This window comes from Streptomyces sp. NPDC039480 (assembly GCF_055597165.1).
Window position 1 is genome coordinate 101683 of the sequence record NZ_JBVITX010000019.1, and the last position, 21026, is coordinate 122708.

Consider the following 21026-nt stretch of genomic DNA (forward strand, 5'->3'; position numbering starts at 1 on the left):
CCACCAGACCGATCAACTCACCGCCAGATCGACCACCCCATCCCACCCACATGCCAATCAGCCCCCAAAGCCAGGCCACCCACCCCCAATTGGCCTTACCGACGACGCTCCGCAGCCCTCTACCGTGATGCCCATGCCTACTCCAGACACCGCGACCCGCTCCCACTCCCGCACCCCCCACCGCATCCGCATCGTCGACGCCTTCACCGACCGACCCTTCGCCGGCAACCCGGCCGGTGTCCTGCTCCTCGATGGCTCCCCCGGCACCTTCCCCGACGACACCTGGCTCCAGCACGTGGCCAGGGAGGTCAACCACGCCGAGACCGCCTTCGCCCACCCGCTGCCCGCGGGCGGCGACGCCGACTGGGCGCTCCGCTGGTTCACACCCGCCACCGAAGTCGACCTCTGCGGCCATGCCACTTTGGCCACGGCCCACGTCCTGCACACCACAGGTGCCGCCTCCGGCACCGTCCGCTTCGCCACCCGCAGCGGCGTCCTCACCTCGACCGCGCACGAGGACGGCTCGCTCACCCTCGACTTCCCGACCGCCCCGCTCACCGCGACCGAGCTCCCCGACGGCATCACCGAGGCCCTGGGCGCCGAGCCGCTCGCCGTGTACGACACGGGCCGGAACATCGGCGACCTGCTGGTCGAGCTCGCCGACGAGAAGACGGTCAGGTCCCTCACCCCCGACCACAAGGCCCTCGTCCGCCACTCCGAACGCGGCATCATCGCCACCGCCCGTGCCGAGGACCCCTCCGGGGAGTACGACTTCGTCTCCCGCGGTTTCTTCCCGCGCGTCGGCATCGACGAGGACCCGGTGACGGGCAGCGCCCACACCGCCCTCGCCCCCTTCTGGTCCGAGCGGCTCGGCCGCACCGAACTGACCGGGCTGCAGGCCTCGGCCCGCACCGGCCTGGTCCGCATCCGGCTCCGCGGAGAGCGCACCCTCCTGACCGGCCACGCGGTCACGGTCATCGAGGGCGACCTCTTCGCCTGAGGCCACCCCTGCGCCAACACCAGGTGCTGCCTACGAGGGCGTAGGCAGCCACCCCACCTTCCCCGCCAGCAGCGCGTAACCGACGAACGCGCCGATGTCGAGCAGCGAGTGGGCCACGACCAGCGGCCCGACCCGGCCCCACCTGCGGTAGAGCAGCACGAAGACCACACCCATCACGAGGTTCCCGACGAAGCCGCCGATGCCCTGGTACAGGTGGTACGAGCCCCGCAGCACCGAACTGCCCACCAGCGCGGCCATCGGCGTCCACCCCAACTGGCCGAGCCTGCGCAGCAGGTAGCCGACGACGATGACTTCCTCGAGGACCGCGTTCTGCACCGCGGACAGGACGAGGACGGGGTACTTCCACCACACGTCCGGCAACGCCTCGGGGACGACGGTGAGGTTGAAGCCGAGCCCGCGGGCCGCGAGGTAGAAGGCGATCCCCGTGCTGCCGATCACCGCGGCGATCGCGGCGCCGCGCCCCAGGGCCGGCCACGGCCTCGTCCGGTCGAAACCGATCGTCCGCAGCGCCGCCCTCTCCCGCAGCAGGAAGTGCGCGACCAGCGCGACCGGCACCAACGCGGTCGTGATGCCGAACAGTTGCCACGCGAGATCAAGCCACGGCCGGCCCGGCGCCGCCGACGCGTTCATCGTGGCCGCCTGGTCCTTGAGGCCACCCGGTCTGGTGACCGAGCCCACAAAGCTGATCAGCGCGGACACACCGCTGGCCCCGAGCGAGACGGCCAGGACGAGCAGCGTCTCGTCCCGCAGGACCCGCCGCGAAGGTCCGTCCGCCGGAATAGAACCGGCCATCGGCCCCGGCTCCGCTTGCACTTCCGCCTCCAGTTGAGTAATCCCGCCTCATGCCCCTCTTCGTCCCGCTAGGGTCTCGAAAGAAGTTACGAAGACCGTGCGCGACAGGCCGAGGGGGACGAACGCCGGTTGTGGGCGTACAGCCCCCTCTTTCCTTGTCACATCGTTCAAGGAGGAGGCACCACCGCCATGGGACGTCACAGCTTGCCCGATGAGCGCGGGACGGCGTCGGCCGACCCCCGGCCGCGTGCGCGCGGCCGCGCGGTCGCCATCGCCACGGCGCTCGTCCTCGTGGTCGCGGGCGGCGCGGCGGCTGCGGTCAGCGGTGGGCTGCTCTCCTTCGGCGGCACCTGCGGCGACGACGCGGTACGCCTCGATGTCGTGGCCGCACCCGATGTGACCCCCGCCCTGCGTGAGACGGCCGACCTCGCCCGCGAGAAGGAGATCACCTCGGACGGGCACTGCATCGACGTACGGGTCACCGCACGCGACTCGTACGAAGTCGCGGCCGAACTCCGCGCGGGCAAGGGCGCTCCGGAGTACGACGTATGGGTGCCGGACTCCGACGTGTGGGTGCAGCGCGTCGGTCTCGGCGCCAAACAGACCAAGATCGCGCCCGCGGGCAACATAGCCTCCTCGCCCGTCGGCATCGGCATGATTCCGTCCGCCGCCGCATCGCTCGGCTGGCCCGAGAAGACGTACGACTGGCAGCAGTTGACGGCGGCCGCCATGAAGGGCGACAAGCTGCGCCTGGGCGCCGCCGACCCCGCACGCAGCGCGACCGGCCTGCTCGCCCTCGCCAAGCTGGGCGCCTCCGCGAAGAAGCACGGCGGCGAGGAAGGCGACACCCGGGCCGCCGCCCTGGCGAAAGCCCTGTCGACCCGCACGACCGACAGCGACGGCCGACTGCTGGACACCCTGGCCCGCGACGGTTCCGGATCCGAACAGGGCAACCCGCGCCGCAATCAGGCGCTGATCCTCTCCGAGCAGGCCGCGTACACGCACAACGCATCGGCGGGCGAGGAGAACAGCCTCGAACTGTTCTACCCCGAGGACGGTTCGCCCCGGCTCGACTACCCGTACACGCTGGTCGAGGACGATCGGATGTCCACCGACACGAGCCGTGCCGCCCTGCGCTTCATGACGATGTTCAGTGACGACGACGGCCGCCGGATCCTGACCGAGCACGGTTTCAGGACCGACCCCGGCCGGCCGTCGGACAAGCTGGTCGCCGCCGCCGGCGGCCGCACCCCGCAGCCCTACGCGGGCGAGGCCACGGATCCGCCCTCGGACAAGCAGCTCCAGGAGACCCTGGGCATGTGGACGATCACCGTGCAGAGCGCCCGCCTCAGCACGGTCGTCGACGCATCGGAGTCCATGCGGCAGCTCGTCCCCGGCCGCGGCCAGTCCCGCATGGAGGTCACCAAGGCGGCGCTCCTGCGGGCCCTGGCGGGCTTCACCGACGAGGACGAGATCGGCCTGTGGGAGTTCGCGACCCGCCTCGACGGCAGCCGTGACTACCGCGAACTGCAGCCGACCCGGCGCCTGGGCGACCGCAAGGACAGCATGACCCACCGCGACAGGCTGGCCGCAGCCTTCACCGGTCTGCAGCCCGTGCCGGGCGGTGCCACCGGTCTGTACGACACGACGCTCGCCGCCTACAAGGAAGCCCGGTCGACGTACGCGCGCGGCAAGTTCAACGCCCTCGTGATCCTGACGGACGGCGCCAACCAGGACCCGGGCAGCATCTCGCGCGGCTCCCTCGTCGCCCGCCTCGAGGACCTCGCCGATCCCGCGCGGCCGGTGCCGATCATCGCCATCGCCGTCGGCCCGGACGCGGACAAGGACGAGGTCCAGCAGATCGCCGCGGCGACCGGCGGCTCCGGCCACCAGGTGGACGACCCGACGCAGATCCACGCGGTCATCCTCAAGGCCATCATGGAGGCGGGCAGCAACCGGCGCTGAGACGCCGAAACTCTCCCGGCTCGGCGGCCCGGTCAGCTCAGCGGTACCGCCGGTTCCCGAAGCCCCACCGGCCACGTGTGCACCGGCTCCCCCTCATGCATCAGCCGGCAGTACCGCTGGGTGGTCGCGGCCAGCGCCTCCTCCCTGGCCAGCCCGCTCTCCAGAGCCTCGTGATACGTCGCCGCCTGCCACGACGCGCCATTGACCCGCAGCCGGCACCGCTCCTCGATCACCCCGAGGTACAGATCCCGGTCGGCGGCCTCCACGCCCCACGCGTCGAGCCCGGCGGCCGCGAGCGGCAGCAACTCGTCGCGTACGAGCCGGACGGCCTCCACCTCCACGAGCCCCCCGAGCCTGCCGCGCCGCGGCCACTGCAACGTGGCGTCGATGCCATGGCGGCACGCGATGTCGAAGTTGTGGGCCGCGGCCTCGAAGGGCAGCCGGGACCACACGGGCCGCGCCTCCTCGGCAAGCGCCCGCACGAGCCCGTAGTAGAAGGCGGCGTTGGCGATGACGTCGGTGATGGTGGGGCCCGCGGGCAGCACCCGGTTCTCCACGCGCAGGTGCGGGACGCCGTCGGCGATGCCGTAGACCGGGCGGTTCCAGCGGTACACCGTGCCGTTGTGCAGGACGAGTTCCCCGAGGCGCGGCACACCGCCCGCGTCGAGGACGCCCAGCGGGTCCTCCTCCTCCATCAGGGGCAGCAGCGCGGGGAAGTACCGCAGATTCTCCTCGAAGAGCTCCAGCGGTTCGGTGATCCACCGCTCCCCGAACCAGGTGCGCGGCCGCACGCCTTGGACCTGCAGCTCGGGCGACCGCGTGTCGGTGGACTGCAGGAAGAGCGGCGGCCGGGACTCGCGCCACAGCTCACGGCCGAACAGGAAAGGCGCGTTGGCGCCCACGGCGACCTGGGCCGCGGCGATCGCCTGCGCCGCGTTCCACACATCGGCGAACCGGCCGGGCGTGACCTGTAGGTGCAACTGCACGGACGTGCACGCCGCTTCGGGCGCGATCGACGTGGAGGTGCAGGTCAGCCGCTCCACACCCTGGATGTCGAGGGTGAAGTGCTCACCGCGCGCCGCCACGATCTGATCGTTCAGAAGGGCGTAGCGGTCGACGTCCGAAAGGTTCCCGGAGACCAGGTCGGCGCGGTTCAGCGTCGGCAGAATACCGATCATGACAATGCCGGCGTCGAGCTCGTTCGCTTTCCTGTGGGCGTAGTTGAGGCCGGTGCGCAGCTCTTCGGCGAGCCGGTCGAGAACGCGTCCGCCGAGCCGGTGCGGGGCAATGTTCACTTCCAGATTGAACATTCCCAGTTCCGTCTGGAAATCCCGGCTCGCGATGCGCTCGAGAACCTGCGCATTCAACATCCTCGGCAGCCCGTCGGGCCCGGCGAGATTCAGCTCGATCTCCATGCCCATCAGATTCTTGGGCCGATCGAATCGCTGTTCTTCCAACAAACGCTCCAGCCCCGCCAGGCACTCGCGCAGCTTGCCTCGGAAGTGGTTCCGATCGGCCAGGTCGAACGTACCCGCCACGACCTTCTCCCCCATCGAAGCGTCCCTCCTCGATCGGGCAGCCAAGGGTCCGGCCGCTGTGTACGAGGGATGATGCCCAGGCAATGTGATCGATAACGCCCCGGACGGGGCCACCGGCCGGTACGCTCGACACAGCTGGGGTCCGGCACATTCACCAGGCATGCGGCACGGTGAAGATTCCCTTCCGATGCGCCTGGTCAAAAGCACCGGCAGAAATCGGCCGACCGCGTTCACGGAGAAATCCGAGGTCGCGAGGTCCGACCCCCCTGCGAAATCGGGAGAAAGGCCTCACAAGAACGGCTCATTAAGGCCTTGCCCGTAATATGCGGAGCGCCTAGATGAAACACTGCTCGAACACGTCTCGTATAAACTGCGCAATCTAGGCAGAGAGTTGGCGCTCGCGGCACTGGCCCCCGCCCCTCTGACCCAGAGCTGACAGCGCCGTCACGCACCTGCCCCCGCTCCACTGTGCCTGTCGAACGAGAGAGGCGACCCACCATGCCGCTGCATGTCCCCCCGGCTCCAGCGCCCGCCCTGCGCAGCGTCCTCGCGGCACTCGGTTCCCCCACAGCCGTACGCGAGGCCCGCACGCCGTCCCTGCGTACCGCACAGGGACCGGCGAGCCCCGAACTCCCGCTGCCGGTCCATGTGTTGGACCACATCACACCCGAGGGCACCTCGCCCACCCGACTCGCCGGCTGGCGCTTCCTCATCCGCTGCGGCGAGCGCGCCGTCGCCGCGGCCGACACGATGCTCACTCCGGACGGCTGGGCGTTCTCACACTTCTTCGAAGGGCCGTACATCGCCTCCACCGAACGGGCCCTGCGGCACGCCGAGGCCATGCCGATGCCCTGCCAGCCGCGGCTGCTCTCCGTGCCCGAGCTCTATATGCTCACGCTCTGGCTGCACCGGGACTGCACGGACGACGGCGCCGAGGGTCCCCTCGCCGCCACCGACCTGCTGGTGCCGCTGGCGCCCGCCCCGCCCGGCATCGCGGCCCACCGCCCGCACCGCGTCGCCGAGCTGCTGCCGATGCTCAACCACCGTCTGACACCGGCACCGCTGCTGAGCTCACCCGCCTGACAGCGCCTCTTCCGCATCCTGTGCCCCGCCGCCCCCGGTCGCGGGGCACAGCGCTGCCCACCCAGGTGGACTAGCCCGGTCAGGCCACCCCGAACCACCCGAAGAGACGGGGAAGTTGGGCTGAACCGTCCGGCCGGGTGATACGTCATTAAGCAGTAGGAGCCGCTGCGGCAAAATCCCTGCGGATTGACGCCCGGAGGGCAACACTGGGATCGGACCGACTACAAACGGGGGGCGGTTATGAATACCGCATCGAGCCACAGGACCGACGTCACAGCCATCTCATCGCAGCGAAAGAACCCTTCCATGTGCCAGCACCAACCCGCGTGCCCGACAGCCGACTCCGCCGACCGGGAAGCCGCGCTCCTCATGGCGAGCCACCCGGAGCAGGGCTGGAGCCTGCTGTGCAACGGCGTCCTGCTCTTCGAGGACACCGGTGAGCTGCTGCCGGACGGCCAGATCATCGCCCCGCACCGACCGCTGGGCACCGACCAGGTCATGACAGCCGCCTGAGCACCGACGGCACATCCGCGCGACCGCACCACACCGCACGTCCGCAGCAGCGCACCACCGCACCACCGAACAGACGAGGGGCCGGCCCGGAGAGAAGTCTCCGAACCGGCCCCACCGCATGCCCGCTCCACCACGGGCGCGGACATCAGTCCTCGTACGCATCCAGCGGCGGGCAGGAGCAGACCAGGTTCCGGTCGCCGTACGCCTGGTCGATACGGCGCACCGGCGGCCAGTACTTGTCCGCCGCGACGACACCGGCCGGGAAGACGGCCTCCTCACGGCTGTAGCCGTGCTCCCACTCGCCGCCGAGCGCGGCGGCGGTGTGCGGGGCGTTCCGCAGGGGGTTGTCGTCGGCGGTCCACTCGCCCGAGCCGACCTTCTCGATCTCCCGGCGGATGGCGATCATCGCCTCGCAGAACCGGTCGATCTCCGCCAGGTCCTCGCTCTCCGTCGGCTCGATCATCAGGGTTCCCGCGACCGGGAACGACATGGTGGGCGCATGGAAGCCGTAGTCGATGAGCCGCTTCGCGATGTCGTCGACGCTGACACCGGTCGCCTTGCTGAGCGGCCGCAGATCCACGATGCACTCGTGCGCGACCAGGCCGGCCGGCCCGGTGTAGAGCACCGGGTAGTGCGGCTCGAGGCGCTTGGCGATGTAGTTGGCGGAGAGCACCGCGACCTGCGTGGCGCGCTTGAGGCCTTCGCCGCCCATGAGACGTACGTACGACCAGGAGATCGGCAGGATTCCGGCGGAGCCCCACGGCGCCGCGGAGATCGGACCGACGCCGGTCTCGGGACCGGCCGCGGGCTGCAGCGGGTGGTTCGGCAGGTACGGCGCGAGGTGCTCGCGCACGCCGACCGGCCCCACACCGGGACCGCCGCCGCCGTGCGGGATGCAGAAGGTCTTGTGCAGGTTCAGGTGCGAGACGTCGCCGCCGAAGTGGCCCGGCTTGGCGAGACCCACCAGGGCGTTGAGGTTGGCCCCGTCGACGTACACCTGACCGCCGGCCTCGTGCACCTCGGCGCAGATGTCGGCCACGTGCTCCTCGAAGACGCCGTGCGTCGAGGGGTACGTGATCATCAGGACGGCCAGCTCGTCGCGGTGCTTCTCGATCTTGGCGCGCAGGTCCGCTATGTCGACCTCGCCGTCGTCGGCGGTCTTCACGACGACGACCTTCATGCCGGCCATGACGGCGCTCGCGGCGTTCGTGCCGTGGGCGGAGGACGGGATGAGGCAGACGGTGCGCTGCTCGTCGCCGTTGGCCCGGTGGTAGCCGCGGACCGCGAGCAGCCCGGCGAGCTCGCCCTGCGATCCGGCGTTGGGCTGCAGGGAGACCTTGTCGTACCCGGTCACCTCGGCGAGCCGCTCCTCCAGCTCACGGATGAGCGTGAGGTAACCCTGGGCCTGCTGGGCGGGCGCGAAGGGGTGCAGCTGGCCGAACTCGGGCCAGGTGACGGGCTCCATCTCGGTGGTCGCGTTGAGCTTCATGGTGCAGGAGCCCAGCGGGATCATGCCGCGGTCGAGCGCGTAGTCCCGGTCGGCGAGCCTGCGCAGGTAGCGCAGCATCGACGTCTCGGAGCGGTACTGGTGGAAGACCGGGTGCGTCAGGTAGTCGTCGCCGCGCAGCAGGCCCTCGGGCAGCGTGTCCGCGACGGCGGCGTCGAGCGCCTCGACGTCGGCGTCGACGCCGAAGGCGCCCCAGACCGCGCTGAGCTGCCGGCGCGTGGTCGTCTCGTCGCAGGACAGGGAGACGTGGTCGGCGTCGACGAGGTGGATGTTGACGCCACCCTCGCGGGCGGTGGCCACCAGCTGCTCGGCCTTGCCGGGTGCGCGCACCGTGAGCGTGTCGAAGTAGGCGCCGTGGACGACGTCGTAACCGCCCTCGGCGAGACCGGCGGCGAGCAGCGTCGCGTAGCGGTGGGTGCGCCGCGCGATCGCCTTCAGGCCGTCGGGCCCGTGGTAGACGGCGTACATTCCGGCCATGACGGCGAGCAGCACCTGAGCGGTACAGATGTTGCTGGTGGCCTTCTCGCGGCGGATGTGCTGCTCACGGGTCTGCAGCGCGAGCCGGTAGGCCTTGTTGCCGTCGGCGTCGACGGAGACGCCGACGAGCCGCCCGGGCAGGCTGCGCGCGAACTTCTCGCGGACCGCCATGTAACCGGCGTGCGGCCCGCCGAAGCCCATCGGCACACCGAAGCGCTGCGTCGTGCCGACGGCGATGTCGGCGCCCAGCTCGCCGGGCGAGGTGAGCAGCGTCAGGGCGAGCAGGTCGGCGGCGACGGTGACGACGGCACCGAGCTCGTGCGCCTGGTCGATGAGCGGCTTGATGTCACGGACGGCACCCGAGGCGCCCGGGTACTGGACGAGTACGCCGACGACGCCGCGCTCGGCGACCTCGGCGGGCAGGCCCTCGCTCAGGTCGGCGACGACGACCTCGACACCGGTGGGCTCGGCGCGGGTCTGGATGACGGCGATGGTCTGCGGCAGGGCGTCGGCGTCGACGACGAACACGCCGTCCTTGACCTTGCCCATACGACGCGAGAGGGCCATGGCCTCGGCGGCGGCGGTGCCCTCGTCGAGCAGCGAGGCCCCGGAGGTGGGCAGGCCGGTCAGCTCGGCGACCATGGTCTGGAAGTTGAGCAGCGCCTCGAGGCGGCCCTGCGAGATCTCCGGCTGGTACGGCGTGTAGGCCGTGTACCAGGCCGGGTTCTCCATCACGTTCCGCAGGATGACCGGCGGGGTGAAGGTGCCGTAGTACCCGAGCCCGATCATGGAGTCGAGGACCTGGTTCCGGTCGGCGAGGGAGCGCAGCTCGGCCAGCACCTCGGCCTCGGAGCGCGCGCCGGGCAGGTCCAGCGCTTCGGCGTTCTTGATCACATCCGGCACCGCGGCGGCCGTCAGCTCGTCGAGCGAGCCGTACCCGACCTGGGCGAGCATCTTCGCCCGCGCTTCCGCATCGGGCCCTATGTGCCGCTGCTCGAAGGGGATGCCCTGCTCAAGCTCCGAGAGCGGGGTGCGATGGGTGGCAGTCATTGCGGAGGCCTCCTGGTCTGCACGACCTGCGAGGGGTACCACGGCGCGGGTACCCGGACGGCCTCCCCCTCTGTCATCTCAACCTGAGAGCTTCACAGACCTGTCTGTTTCGACAGATCTGCTTTCACCGTCGGTGAGGAAGGGTTCCGAACGTGCCCGCCCGACGCCCGCCCTGCTTTCCAGAGTGACCTCATCCGTGCGGTACGGGTGCCTGAGAGATTCCGGGGAGGATTTGCTCCTTCGGCGCCTCCGGGGTCACGTCCCGGAGAGCTCTCCCGCACGGGGTCAGCAGCCAAACGTCAGCCTACCAGCGAGGGCCCCGGCCGTTCCCTCGAGTGGCCACCTGCCCCGAAGTGCTCTTTCGTAGTGACTACGAATGATTAAAGATGAGTTACGCCCGTTTTCGACGAGCCGCGACCAGCTGGAGGGCCCGTGCAGACCGATATCGATCCGCGCAACCTGATCGGCCGCAAGGCGTTCGACCGGAACGGGACCAAGATCGGCACGATCGACGAGGTCTACCTCGACGACGCCACCGGCGCCCCGGAGTGGGCGGCCATACGCACCGGCCTGTTCAGCCGCGACGCCTTCGTCCCGCTGGAGCCGAGCGAGCTGGCCGAGGACGGCACCCTGCGCATCCCCTTCGACCGCGCCCTGATCAAGGACGCCCCGGACTTCGGCGTGGGCCGCCACCTCTCCCCCGAGCAGGAGCTCCAGCTCTACCACCACTACGGCCTCGACACGACGCCACCGAACGCCCCACCGTCCCCGCCCCCGCCCGACCAGGACTTCGGCCGGATCGCCGGCACGGAAGCCCCCTGACCCAGTCACACGCCCTCTTCCATCGCCACCCTGACCAGCGGCAGCGGCTCCGCGGGCTCCAGGTCCGGGTCGTCCGTCCGGAACGTCCGCACCCGTCCCGGCGGCGAGTCCGGCGTCTCGAAGCGCACCGTCACCCGGCCGAGACCGCTCCCCTGCACCCAGCCGTGCCCGTACTCGGCGTGCCGCACATCGTGCCCGGCCACCCACCGCCGCTCGACCGCCACCACCGGCTCCTCGGCCCGCTCCTTCTCCGGATCACTCACGGCCGCCTCTGCGTCCGCTGTCCCGCCGACCGCCTCCCCCGCCGCTTCTTCGGCACCGGCCAGGGCCGCCTCGGCCGCCTGGGCCTGCGCGAAGAGATCCTCCTGCGTGTAGTCCGCGAGCCCCGTGACGCCCACGCCGAGCAGCCGCACCCCTCCCGTGGTGTCCACGGACTCAAGGAGCCGCGCCGCGGCCTCCCGCACCACTCCCGGGTCGTCCGTGGGCCCGCGCAGCGTCTCGGACCGCGTCAGCGTCGAGAAGTCGAACCGCCGCACCTTGAGCACGATGGTCCGCCCCGAGTGCCCGGCCGCCCGCAGCCGCTGCACACACCGCTCCGCGAGCCGCCCGACCTCCGTCCTGACCCGCACCCGGTCGTGGATGTCCACGTCGTACGTGTCCTCGACGCTGACCGATTTCGTGTCCCGCTCGGCCACCACGGGCCGCTCGTCGTGCGCGAGCGCCATCGCGTACAGCGAGCCGCCATGGGCCTTCCCCAGCAGTCGTACGAGCTCGTCCTCACCCGCCTCCGCGAGCTCCTCGACCGTCGTGATCCCGGCCCGCCGCAGATGGTCCCCGGTAGCAGGCCCCACCCCGGGCAACGTCCGCACGGACATCGGGCCCAGCAGGGCGCGCTCCGTCCCGGGGGTGATGAGCACGAGACCGTTCGGCTTGGCCTCTTCCGAGGCGATCTTCGCCAGCATCTTGGAGACCGCGAGCCCCACCGACCCGGCGAGCCCCGTCACCGCCCTGATGTCCGCCCGCAGCCGCTCCCCCACGGCCCTGGCCGACTCCGCGTCGTCCGCGACGCCGCCGGCCTCCAGGTCCACGAAGGCCTCGTCCAGGCTGAGCGGCTCCACCAGCGGCGACAGCTCCCGCAGGAGCCCCATCACCTGCTCGCTGATCTCCCGGTACAACCCGAAGCGCGGCACGAGATACGCGGCGTTCGGCGCCAGTCTGCGCGCCTGCCCCATGGGCATCGCCGAGTGCACTCCGAACCGCCGCGCCTCATAGGAAGCCGTCGCCACCACGCCCCGCGGCCCCAGCCCGCCCACGATCACGGCTTTGCCCCGCAGACTGGGCTTCGCGGCCTGCTCCGCGGACGCGTAGAAGGCATCCATGTCCAGATGCAGGATCGTCGGCGCGCTTCTCACATCTCCGATGCTGCCCTACGCCACTGACAACGCGGCCTCAGACCGCCTTGTTGCGCCTTCTGGCCAGCTCGTCGGCCGGGTTGTGCCCGATGAGCGTCTCCCCGGTGTCGACGCGCTCGCCATGCAGCTGGGACAGCGCGGCCTCGACGTCCCGCCAGACGACCCCCACGGCGATCCCGAAGACGCCCTGCCCGCCCTGGAGCAGCTCGTGGACCTCGCTGGAGGACGTGCACTCGTAGACCGTGGCGCCATCGCTCATCAGCGTCATCCGCTCCAGGTCGCGGAACCCGCGCTCCCGCAGATGCTGCACCGTCGTGCGAATGTTCTGCAGCGAGACCCCGGTGTCGAGGAACCGCTTCACGATCTTGAGGACGACGACGTCGCGGAAGCTGTAGAGCCGCTGGGTGCCCGAGCCGCCCGCGGCCCGCACGCTGGGCTCGACCAGGCCCGTACGGGCCCAGTAGTCCAGTTGCCGGTAGGTGATGCCCGCGGCCGCGCACGCGGTGGGACCGCGGTAGCCGACCTGTTCGGAATGCTCGGACGTCGTGTCCCCGCTCCCCTGGACCGCCATCGGTCGATTCGGAGAGTGACCGGCCGCGCCGCCGTGGAGCGGGTACGGACCGCCCATCGCCGTACCGTCGCCGCTGCTTCTCACGCCGACCTCCCTCCTTGACCTGCCTTCTCGACGGTAGGCAGTCGCCAGGGGCTCGTCAACGATCGCCACACTCGGCACGCCGAGTGATAATCACCCTGAGAGTGGTTTCCCGTGCCTCGTCGCGGGGAAAGGCTAGCCGAATGGTCCGACGCGGGCCGCCGGAAGCGGCTCACTGGCTGTTGGTGCCGAAGTCCTCGGGCGAGATCTGGTCGAGGAACTCGCGGAACTTCTCCACCTCGTCCTCCTGCTCGTCCGGGATGGCGATGCCGGCGTCGTCCAGGACGCCGTCGCTTCCGAAGATGGGCGTCCCGGTGCGAAGGGCCAGCGCTATGGCGTCGGACGGACGCGCGCTCACCTCGACACCGCTGGCGAAGACCAGCTCCGCGTAGAAGACCCCTTCCCGCAGGTCCGTGATGCGCACTTCGGAGAGCTCCTGGCCCACCGCTTCCAGCACGTCCTTGAACAGGTCGTGGGTCAGCGGCCGTGCGGGTGCCATGCCCTGCTGCGCGAAGGCGATGGCGGTCGCCTCACCTGGTCCGATCCAGATGGGGAGGTACCGGTCGCCTCCCACTTCACGCAGGAGCACGATCGGCTGGTTGGAGGGCATTTCGACCCGGACACCTACGACGTCGAGCTCGTTCACACAGCAACCCTAGGACGTGGCTGGCAGGTTTGGGTAGTCGGGCACCCGCCGAGTACCGGACGGGACCGGGCGAGTCAGGGCAATCTGATGCCGAGCGCCGTCTGCACGAGCGCCGAGTGCAGCCGCCCCGTCAGGCCCGCCAGCTCTTTGGTGCGGGCCTCCGCATGGGCCCTGGTCTGCGGATTACGGTGCCGCCGCAGCGGAGCGACCACCTGGTCGACGAGCCCGGCCTCACGGTCCGCGGCGGCCTTCATGGCCCGCAGGTGCCGCGGCTCGATTCCGAAGCGGCCGAGTTCGACCACGAGTGAGGCGACCGTGACGGCCTCCGCGTCGTACCCGCCGTCCGGCAACGGTGCGACGAGGCCGTACGCCTCCCACTCGGCGAGCTGTACCTCGTCGATCTCGGCGGCCGCCAGCAGCTCGGCACGGCCCACACGGGCCGCCGTCGGCCCGTCGGCCTCGCCGGGGCCCTGGGCGTCGCCGGCGTCCCCCTGACGCCCCAGGGACGGCATCGGGGGCCTCTCACCGCGCTCCAGCGCGTCGAGGTGCTCACGGATGACCTTGAGCGGCAGATAGTGGTCCCGCTGCATCCGCAGGACGTGACCGAGCCGCTCGACGTCCTCCGGGCTGAACTTCCGGTATCCGGAAGGGGTGCGCTGGGGCTCGATGAGCCCCTCGGACTCCAGAAACCGGATCTTGGAGATCGTGACCTCGGGAAATTCGTCACGCAGTTCGTTCAGCACGGTGCCGATGCTCATCAGCCGGCGGTCCGCGGCGGCGGTGCCGTTCCCGGCACCGCCCCTCGGTGTTTGAAGCATGGACCTTCCCTGGGGATCCCCCCGGACGGCGTCTGGGGGAGGGTCAGATGCCGACGGCCCGCTGGCTCGCGTAGAAGACCAGTCGGTACTTGCCGATCTGCACCTCGTCGCCGTTCGACAGCGAGACCGAGTCGATCCGCTCCCGGTTGACGTACGTGCCGTTGAGGCTGCCCACGTCGGCGACGGTGAAGGAACCGTCCCCGAGGCGACGGAACTCCACGTGGCGACGCGACACCGTCACGTCATCCAGGAAGATGTCGCTCTGCGGGTGACGACCCGCCGTGGTCAGCTCGCCGTCGAGCAGGAAACGACTGCCCGAGTTCGGACCGCGGCGCACCACGAGGAGCGCCGAGCCGAGCGGCAGCGCGTCGACGGCCGCCTGCGCCTCCGGAGAGAGCGCGGGAGACGGGTTGGTGCCCGTCGCCTCGGCGTCGTAGGCCTCCAGGCCCGAGATGGAGATCGTCGAGGTCGTCTCCGACGCGCGCTCCGGCGCGGCACCGGCCCGCAGCGGCGCACCGCAGTTGGAGCAGAACCGGCTCGCCTCGGCGTTTCGGTTACCGCACCTCGTACACACCAGCGCCATGGACGGGTCCTCCTGCCGTGGCTGCCCCGCAGGGGCGTTCGATGCGTACGGGTCGGAGGTGTACCCTCCACCCGCACTTGAGGTTGAAGGTTCTCCGAAACCTATGCGTCCGGGACCGGCAGGGTCAACAGACGACGCGCCCTGTCCGCCCGAAATGTCACCGCCTGGACCAGCGACCTGATCGCGGAACATCGGGCGCCCAGCGCCCTGCTCCTCGGCATCTCCATGGCGCGGAGCACGGTGCCGGGCAGTGGCCGGATTGCCGCTGTCCTCACGTGCGCTCTTGCCGAACAACTTCGCAAACAACTTCACGGGCGATTCCCCTTGACCGAAACAGACCCGCCCGTGGGGCAGGACGAACCCTGATTGCACACACCGGCATTCGTCGGTGAGCCAGACATCCTCACAACGTCCGTGGCCACCAAACAGTTTCCACCACGCACCACGCTTCCGGTGCGCCGACCCCCCGCAACCTCATGCCCCCGCCCGACGACGCTCATGCGTCCGCCCCTCACTGGGAGGACGACCGAGCGTAGTCAGGCCGCTTCGCAGGTCGCAAGGCGTTCACGACGATCTTCTCCGAGCGTTCCACGGTGACCGTGGCCTGCTCCTTCTCCAGAGTCTGCACCACGCCTCCCGGGATGTTCAGCGCAGGTTCGAGATCCTGCGGCTTGCCGATCACCTTGAAGAGGTACGGTTCGCCGACCTTGCGGCCGTCCACCCGTACTCCCCCGCCGCCGGCGTCCGACAGATAGGTGTTCGCGACGACGCGTACGTCGTTGATCTGGATCGCCTCGGCGCCCGCGGCGCGCAGCTCCTGAATGGCGTCGAGCAGCATGTCCGCCTCGATCGCCCCTTTCCTGTCCTCGATGGTCAGCGTGATGCCGGGCCCCTGGGCCGCCACCGTGCCTGCCAGGATGCCCAGTTGCCGCTCGCGCTCGACCGTCTGCTTGCGCGCCTCCTCGGCCTGGTCCGAACTGTTCTCCAGCCCGGTCCGCTGTTCCTCGAGGCGGCGCTTCTCTTCTTCCAGACGCTCGGTACGGTCATCCAGTTCATCGAGGATGCGTACGAGATCTTCCTGCCTCGCGCCGCGCAGGGCGCTGCTGTCGTTGTTGGACCGCACCTGGATGGCCAGACCGAGGCCCAGCACGAACAGCAGCAGGGCGACGATGAGTTGGGGCCGGGTCACCCGCGGCGGCCACAGGCCCTTCACCAGCCGCTGACGGCCGGTGAGCTGCGGCTTCCGCGGCTTCCCCCCGGGCTCGGCGGACGGGGGCGGCTCGGGCGCGCTGGGGACCTCGGCGGGGAGTTCCTCGCGCCGGTTGTACTGGGGCCTCTCGTCGGCACTCATCGGCGTCACGCCCTGAAGACGTGCCGGCGGATCGCCGCGGCGTTGGAGAAGATCCGGATGCCGAGGACCACGACGACGCCGGTGGACAACTGGGCCCCGACGCCGAGCTTGTCGCCCAGGAAGACGATGAGCGCGGCCACCACCACGTTCGACAGGAACGACACCACGAACACCTTGTCGTCGAAGATGCCGTCGAGCATCGCCCGCAGCCCTCCGAACACGGCGTCGAGAGCCGCGACCACGGCGATCGGAAGGTACGGCTCGACCACCGCCGGAACTTCGGGCCGAACCAACAATCCGGCCACGACTCCCACGACGAGGCCCAGTACGGCGATCACGATGTGCCCTTTCCTGCCTTCGGCTCTGCTGTACGTACGGTCACGCTCGGCGCAGCCGGCAGCCGAAGCTCGTCCGACACGGAAATGCTGGTCCGGATGCCGAAGTTCTCCTGCAGAGCATGCAGGTACTGACCGTCACGGCTGTTCTGGAAACGGGTGCTCATGCGTTTCCCGTCACCTACCGCGAGCACCGTATACGGCGGCACCAGCGGTCTGTTGTCGACCAGTATCGCGTCACCCGCGGCTCTGATCGCCGACAGTGCGGTGAGCCGCTGGTCGTTGATCGAGATCGCCTCGGCGCCGGACTGCCACAGGCCGTTGACGACACGCTGCATGTCGCGGTCGCGCACCCGTCCGGTGTCGGAGAATCCGGAGCTCTCGCGCGGTCCGCCGCCGCCCTGGTCGGCCTGCTTCTTGTCGTCCACGACGAGCTTCACGCCGGGCCCCTGGGCTTCCGTGGCTCCGGAGAGGAGACCCAGCAACTCGCCCTGGCTGCCGCCGTGCTGCTTCAGCGCGGCCCGCTGCCGCTCGCCGACGTCGTCGCGGAGCTCGTCCACGTCGTCCTCGAGCCGGTCGGCTCCCGCCGTCGCCTCTTCGACGCGGTCGATGAGCTCCTCGCGCTCCTTCGCCAGTACCGGCGCCTCTATCCGCGCCTGCGCGGCCCCCACGGTGACGACCAGCGCGGCGAGCACGAGCCCGGCCGCGAGCCCGAGTTTGGCCCGCAGCGGGCGAGGGACACCGCTGTTCCCTCTGGCCTGCTTGCGGGCGGCCGCCTCCGCGTACCCCTCGTCCAGGCTGTGGTCCATGACCGTGGTGAGCAGCGACATGGAGGCGTCCGGGCGCCGGGGGCGCGAGGGGGTGCTCCGAACGGGGGGCTGCTGCGGCATGCCGCACATCGTCGCACGTCGGGGGCGCTACCTCCGAATGGCCCCACCGACGCGCCGGGCAGCACCCGTTGTGGGTGCTGCCCGGCGCTCGGAATGGTCAGCGACCCGCGCTGTCCACCACCGCGGACCACTCGTCGAGCAACGCCTGGGCGGACGCGTCGTCGGGTCCTTCGGCCCACAGATGGGTGACGGCCTCGGCCGGGTCGGGCAGTACGAGCACCCACCGTCCGTCGGTCTCCACGACCCGCACACCGTCGGTGGTGTCCACGGACCGCTCGCCGGCCTCCTCGACCACGCGCCGCATCACGAGTCCCTTGACCGCCCACGGAGTCGCGAGGTCCCGCCGCAGCACATGGGCGCGCGGGATGCGCGCGTCGATCTGGCTCAGGGTGAGCTGTGTACGCGCCACAAGCCCGATGAGCCGCACGAACGCGGCGGTGCCGTCGAAGACGCCGCTGAACTCGGGGACGATGAACCCGCCCCGCCCGTCACCGCCGAAGATGGTCGAGTCGGCCCGGCCCACCCTCGTCAGGTCGTCGGGCGACGTGGTCGTCCAGTCCACCTGCGTCCCGTGGTACGCGGCGACCTGCTCGGCGATGCGCGTCGTCGTCACCGGCAGCGCCACCCGCCCGCTGCGCCGCTCGGCGGCCACCAGGTCGAGCATCACCAGCAGGGCCCGGTCGTCCTCGACGATCCGGCCCTTCTCGTCGACGAGCGAAAGCCGCTCGCCGACCGGGTCGAACCGCACTCCGAAGGCGGCCCTGGCGGACGCCACGATCTCCCCGAGCCGGACGAGCCCGGCCCTGCGGGACTCGGCGGTCTCCGTGGGCCGCGACTCGTCGAGCCCCGGGTTGATGGTCAGCGCGTCGACCCCGAGCTTGCCGAGGAGGCTCGGCAGCACCAGCCCGGCGCTGCCGTTGGACGCGTCGACAACGACCTTGAGCCCGGACTCGGCGACGCCGGTGGTGTCCACGTTCCGCAGCAGGGACCCCGTGTAGGAGTCGAAGACGCTGGACGGGAAGTGCAGGTCGCCGATCTCTCCGGGGAAGGCCCGACGGTACTCCTGGCGTGCGTAGACCCGGTCCAGCTTCCGCTGGCTGCCCTGCGAGAGGTCGCCGCCCTGCTCGTCGAAGAACATGATGTCGACGGAGTCCGGCACCCCGGGCGTGGTACGGATCATGATCCCGCCGGCGCTGCCTCTGGCCGTCTGCTGCCGCGCGACGGGCAGCGGCACGTTCTCCAGATCTCGTACGTCGATGGCGCTGGCCTGCAACGCCGAGATCACCGCACGTTTCAGCGCCCGCGCACCTCGCGAGTGGTCACGCGCGGTGGTGACGGTGGACCCCTTCTTCAGGGTCGTCGCGTAGGCACCGGCCAGGCGCACGGCGAGCTCGGGCGTGATCTCCACGTTCAGGATTCCGGAGACACCGCGCGCCCCGAAGAGGTGCGCCTGTCCGCGGGACTCCCAGATGACCGACGTGTTGACGAAGGCGCCGGCCTCGATGGTCTTGAAGGGATAGACCCTGACGTTGCCCTGGATGATCGATTCTTCGCCGACGAGGCACTCGTCGCCGATGACCGCGCCGTCCTCGATGCGGGCGGCGCGCATGATGTCGGTGTTCTTACCGACGACGCAGCCCCGCAGATTGCTGTGCTGCCCGATGTAGACGTTGTCGTGGACGACGGCCTTGTGCAGGAAGGCGCCGCTCTTCACCACGACGTTGGAGCCCACGACGGTGTGCTCGCGGATTTCGACGTCCGCTTCGATCTTGGCGTAGTCCCCGACGTACAACGGTCCGCGCAGGACGGCGTCGGGATGCACCTCCGCCCCTTCCGCCACCCAGACCCCGGGAGAGATCTCGAAGCCGTCCAGCTCGACGTCCACCTTGCCTTCGAGCACGTCGGCCTGCGCCTTGACGTAGCTCTCGTGCGTGCCGACGTCCTCCCAGTAGCCCTCGGCGATATAGCCGTAGACGGGCTTGCCTTCCTTCATCAGCTGCGGGAAGACGTCACCGGACCAGTCGACCGGCACATCGGCCTCGACGTAGTCGAAGACTTCGGGCTCCATGACGTAGATGCCCGTGTTCACCGTGTCGGAGAAGACCTGCCCCCAGGTCGGCTTCTCGAGGAAGCGCTCGACCTTTCCTTCTTCGTCGACGATGGTGATGCCGAATTCCAGCGGATTCGGTACACGCGTCAGGCAGACGGTGACGAGCGCGCCCTTTTCCTTGTGGAAGGCGATCAGATCGGTGAGGTCGAAATCGGTCAGAGCGTCACCGGAGATCACGACGAAGGCATCGTCCTTCAGCGCTTCCTCGGCGTTCTTCACGCTGCCTGCGGTACCGAGCGGTTTCTCTTCGTTGGCATAGGTGAGCTCCATCCCAAGCTCTTCGCCGTCGCCGAAGTAGTTCTTGACGAGAGACGCCAGGAACTGCACTGTCACTACGGTCTCGGTGAGCCCATGCCTCTTCAGCAGCCGAAGCACATGCTCCATGATCGGCCGGTTGGCCACGGGAAGGAGCGGCTTGGGCATGCTCGAGGTCATGGGGCGAAGGCGTGTGCCCTCACCGCCGGCCATCACGACGGCCTTCATGTCGGAAGCGTCCTCCTCAATAGACGACGATATGGCCGACCAGCTCACCTGAATGGACCCGCACATGTCGGATGCGGGCCCATGGAGCCTCTACAGCCACCGAATCGGCGAGCTCAATCGGCCGGGTTGTCCGCCTTGACAAGTCGGCGGACCTGAACCACATATAGGATCCCTGCCCACCAATACAGCGTTGTACCCCATCCGGCGAACGCCCATCCGAAAATAGCAGCGGGTGTGGCGATCCAGCCACTTGCGTCGCTCAGGAGCAGTAGCGGAAAGGCGTACATCAGGTTGAAGGTGGCGGCCTTGCCCAGGAAGTTCACCTGGGGCGGCGGATAGCCGTGGCGCCTGAGGATGCCGACCATCACCAGCAGGACCAGCTCGCGCAGCAGCAGCGCCGCGGTCAGCCAGAGCGGAAGAATCTCCCGCCAGGTCAGGCCGACCAGCGTCGAGAGGATATAGAGCCGGTCAGCTGCGGGGTCGAGCAGTCGGCCGAGCTTGCTGATCTGGTTCCAACGGCGCGCGAGCTTGCCGTCGAGGTAGTCACTGACGCCGCTCAGCGCCAGGACCAGCAGCGCCCAGTGGTCGCTGTTGGGCCCTCCGAACTCGGGCCTGAGGATCAACCACAGGAAGAGAGGTACGCCGGCGAGGCGCGCCATGCTGAGGATGTTCGGGATGGTGAGGACCCGGTCCGTCTGGACGCGAGTCTCCTGGACCTCCACCCGGGGGCCTCCTGTGGGAAAGAGCCAATGATGCCCCCTGACCTTACCCTCAGTTGCGGCACGTCGGTGCCGAGGGGTGGCCGGATGCTCGAGGCAGGCACTGGAAAAACAAAAAAGCCGTGGCCCCTGGAATTTAATCCAGGGGCCACGGCTGTAAAAGAAGTTCGGCGGCGTCCTACTCTCCCACAGGGTCCCCCCTGCAGTACCATCGGCGCTATGAGGCTTAGCTTCCGGGTTCGGAATGTAACCGGGCGTT

18 protein-coding genes, 1 rRNA gene and 1 riboswitch are annotated in these 21026 nt (G+C 69.7%); of the genes, 5 read left to right on the forward strand and 14 right to left on the reverse strand.

Annotated features, from left to right (window positions below; genetic code table 11):
- Positions 1-133 precede the first annotated feature (133 nt).
- Positions 134-1000 (forward strand): PhzF family phenazine biosynthesis protein, encoded by an 867-nt coding sequence (locus ACZ56E_RS39145; protein ID WP_471221768.1) that lies wholly within the window; start codon positions 134-136, stop codon positions 998-1000.
- Positions 1001-1030: 30 nt separating this feature from the next.
- Here ACZ56E_RS39145 and ACZ56E_RS39150 read toward each other — a convergent pair whose 3' ends face one another.
- A complete protein-coding gene (locus ACZ56E_RS39150; protein WP_471221769.1) occupies positions 1031-1834 on the reverse strand; it encodes a CPBP family intramembrane glutamic endopeptidase in 804 nt (267 codons plus the stop codon).
- 168 nt (positions 1835-2002) lie between these two features.
- Between ACZ56E_RS39150 and ACZ56E_RS39155 the strand changes: the two genes are divergently transcribed.
- The gene (locus ACZ56E_RS39155; RefSeq protein WP_471221770.1) at positions 2003-3778 is read left to right on the forward strand and encodes a substrate-binding and VWA domain-containing protein; all 1776 of its coding nucleotides are present in this window, start codon (positions 2003-2005) and stop codon (positions 3776-3778) included.
- 32 nt (positions 3779-3810) lie between these two features.
- On the opposite strand, the gene ACZ56E_RS39160 is transcribed toward ACZ56E_RS39155, so the two are convergent.
- Positions 3811-5331: a glutamate-cysteine ligase family protein gene (locus tag ACZ56E_RS39160; protein WP_471221771.1), complete on the reverse strand. Its 1521-nt coding sequence runs from the start codon at positions 5329-5331 to the stop codon at positions 3811-3813.
- Between the two features lie 483 nt (positions 5332-5814).
- Between ACZ56E_RS39160 and ACZ56E_RS39165 the strand changes: the two genes are divergently transcribed.
- Positions 5815-6399: a hypothetical protein gene (locus ACZ56E_RS39165; RefSeq protein ID WP_471221772.1), complete on the forward strand. Its 585-nt coding sequence runs from the start codon at positions 5815-5817 to the stop codon at positions 6397-6399.
- Positions 6400-6705: 306 nt separating this feature from the next.
- Positions 6706-6912, forward strand: a complete 207-nt coding sequence (locus ACZ56E_RS39170) for a DUF5999 family protein (protein WP_362995214.1) — start codon at positions 6706-6708, stop codon at positions 6910-6912.
- A gap of 145 nt (positions 6913-7057) precedes the next feature.
- On the opposite strand, the gene gcvP is transcribed toward ACZ56E_RS39170, so the two are convergent.
- A complete protein-coding gene (gcvP, locus tag ACZ56E_RS39175; RefSeq protein WP_471221773.1) occupies positions 7058-9946 on the reverse strand; it encodes an aminomethyl-transferring glycine dehydrogenase in 2889 nt (962 codons plus the stop codon).
- Between the two features lie 189 nt (positions 9947-10135).
- Positions 10136-10234: riboswitch (glycine riboswitch) on the reverse strand.
- A gap of 144 nt (positions 10235-10378) precedes the next feature.
- On the opposite strand from gcvP, the gene ACZ56E_RS39180 reads away from it, so the two are divergent.
- Positions 10379-10768 carry a PRC-barrel domain-containing protein gene (locus ACZ56E_RS39180; RefSeq protein WP_471221774.1) on the forward strand — a complete coding sequence of 130 codons (390 nt, stop codon included), beginning with the start codon at positions 10379-10381 and terminating at the stop codon, positions 10766-10768.
- Between the two features lie 5 nt (positions 10769-10773).
- Here the strand turns inward: ACZ56E_RS39180 and ACZ56E_RS39185 are convergent, their stop codons facing one another.
- The 11 genes from ACZ56E_RS39185 to rrf form a co-directional block, all read right to left on the reverse strand.
- Entirely contained in the window at positions 10774-12180 is a 1407-nt protein-coding gene (locus tag ACZ56E_RS39185) for a DNA polymerase IV (protein ID WP_471221775.1), read from the reverse strand.
- 37 nt (positions 12181-12217) lie between these two features.
- On the reverse strand, positions 12218-12835 hold the full coding sequence (locus ACZ56E_RS39190; RefSeq protein ID WP_468606028.1) for a MerR family transcriptional regulator: 618 nt from the start codon (positions 12833-12835) through the stop codon (positions 12218-12220).
- 169 nt (positions 12836-13004) lie between these two features.
- Complete coding sequence (locus tag ACZ56E_RS39195; RefSeq protein ID WP_063795355.1) at positions 13005-13478, reverse strand: bifunctional nuclease family protein; 474 nt, start codon at positions 13476-13478, stop codon at positions 13005-13007.
- Between the two features lie 74 nt (positions 13479-13552).
- Entirely contained in the window at positions 13553-14296 is a 744-nt protein-coding gene (gene ftsR / locus ACZ56E_RS39200) for a transcriptional regulator FtsR (RefSeq protein ID WP_471221776.1), read from the reverse strand.
- Between the two features lie 43 nt (positions 14297-14339).
- On the reverse strand, positions 14340-15308 hold the full coding sequence (locus ACZ56E_RS39205) for an FHA domain-containing protein (RefSeq protein WP_362995391.1): 969 nt from the start codon (positions 15306-15308) through the stop codon (positions 14340-14342).
- 82 nt (positions 15309-15390) lie between these two features.
- Positions 15391-16230, reverse strand: coding sequence for a DUF881 domain-containing protein (locus ACZ56E_RS39210; RefSeq protein ID WP_471221777.1), 840 nt, complete (start codon positions 16228-16230; stop codon positions 15391-15393).
- Between the two features lie 5 nt (positions 16231-16235).
- Positions 16236-16568: a small basic family protein gene (locus tag ACZ56E_RS39215; RefSeq protein ID WP_003988855.1), complete on the reverse strand. Its 333-nt coding sequence runs from the start codon at positions 16566-16568 to the stop codon at positions 16236-16238.
- Positions 16565-17464, reverse strand: a complete 900-nt coding sequence (locus tag ACZ56E_RS39220; RefSeq protein WP_362995199.1) for a DUF881 domain-containing protein — start codon at positions 17462-17464, stop codon at positions 16565-16567. The genes ACZ56E_RS39215 and ACZ56E_RS39220 overlap by 4 nt, the downstream gene beginning before the upstream one ends.
- Positions 17465-17552: 88 nt before the next feature.
- Positions 17553-20048: a sugar phosphate nucleotidyltransferase gene (locus ACZ56E_RS39225; protein WP_471221778.1), complete on the reverse strand. Its 2496-nt coding sequence runs from the start codon at positions 20046-20048 to the stop codon at positions 17553-17555.
- Between the two features lie 113 nt (positions 20049-20161).
- A complete protein-coding gene (locus ACZ56E_RS39230) occupies positions 20162-20770 on the reverse strand; it encodes a CDP-alcohol phosphatidyltransferase family protein (RefSeq protein WP_471221779.1) in 609 nt (202 codons plus the stop codon).
- Between the two features lie 162 nt (positions 20771-20932).
- Positions 20933-21026 (reverse strand): 5S ribosomal RNA (gene rrf, locus ACZ56E_RS39235); the annotation flags it as partial.

Bases quoted from the DNA above. Each gene is read 5' to 3' on its own strand.
- ACZ56E_RS39145 (WP_471221768.1), top strand. From the start codon at position 134: ATGCCTACTCCAGACACCGCGACCCGCTCCCACTCCCGCACCCCCCAC.
- ACZ56E_RS39155 (WP_471221770.1), top strand. From the start codon at position 2,003: ATGGGACGTCACAGCTTGCCCGATGAGCGCGGGACGGCGTCGGCCGAC.
- ACZ56E_RS39160 (WP_471221771.1), bottom strand. From the start codon at position 5,331: ATGGGGGAGAAGGTCGTGGCGGGTACGTTCGACCTGGCCGATCGGAAC.
- ACZ56E_RS39165 (WP_471221772.1), top strand. From the start codon at position 5,815: ATGCCGCTGCATGTCCCCCCGGCTCCAGCGCCCGCCCTGCGCAGCGTC.
- ACZ56E_RS39170 (WP_362995214.1), top strand. From the start codon at position 6,706: ATGTGCCAGCACCAACCCGCGTGCCCGACAGCCGACTCCGCCGACCGG.
- gcvP (WP_471221773.1), bottom strand. From the start codon at position 9,946: ATGACTGCCACCCATCGCACCCCGCTCTCGGAGCTTGAGCAGGGCATC.
- ftsR (WP_471221776.1), bottom strand. From the start codon at position 14,296: ATGCTTCAAACACCGAGGGGCGGTGCCGGGAACGGCACCGCCGCCGCG.
- ACZ56E_RS39210 (WP_471221777.1), bottom strand. From the start codon at position 16,230: ATGAGTGCCGACGAGAGGCCCCAGTACAACCGGCGCGAGGAACTCCCC.
- ACZ56E_RS39220 (WP_362995199.1), bottom strand. From the start codon at position 17,464: ATGTGCGGCATGCCGCAGCAGCCCCCCGTTCGGAGCACCCCCTCGCGC.
- ACZ56E_RS39225 (WP_471221778.1), bottom strand. From the start codon at position 20,048: ATGAAGGCCGTCGTGATGGCCGGCGGTGAGGGCACACGCCTTCGCCCC.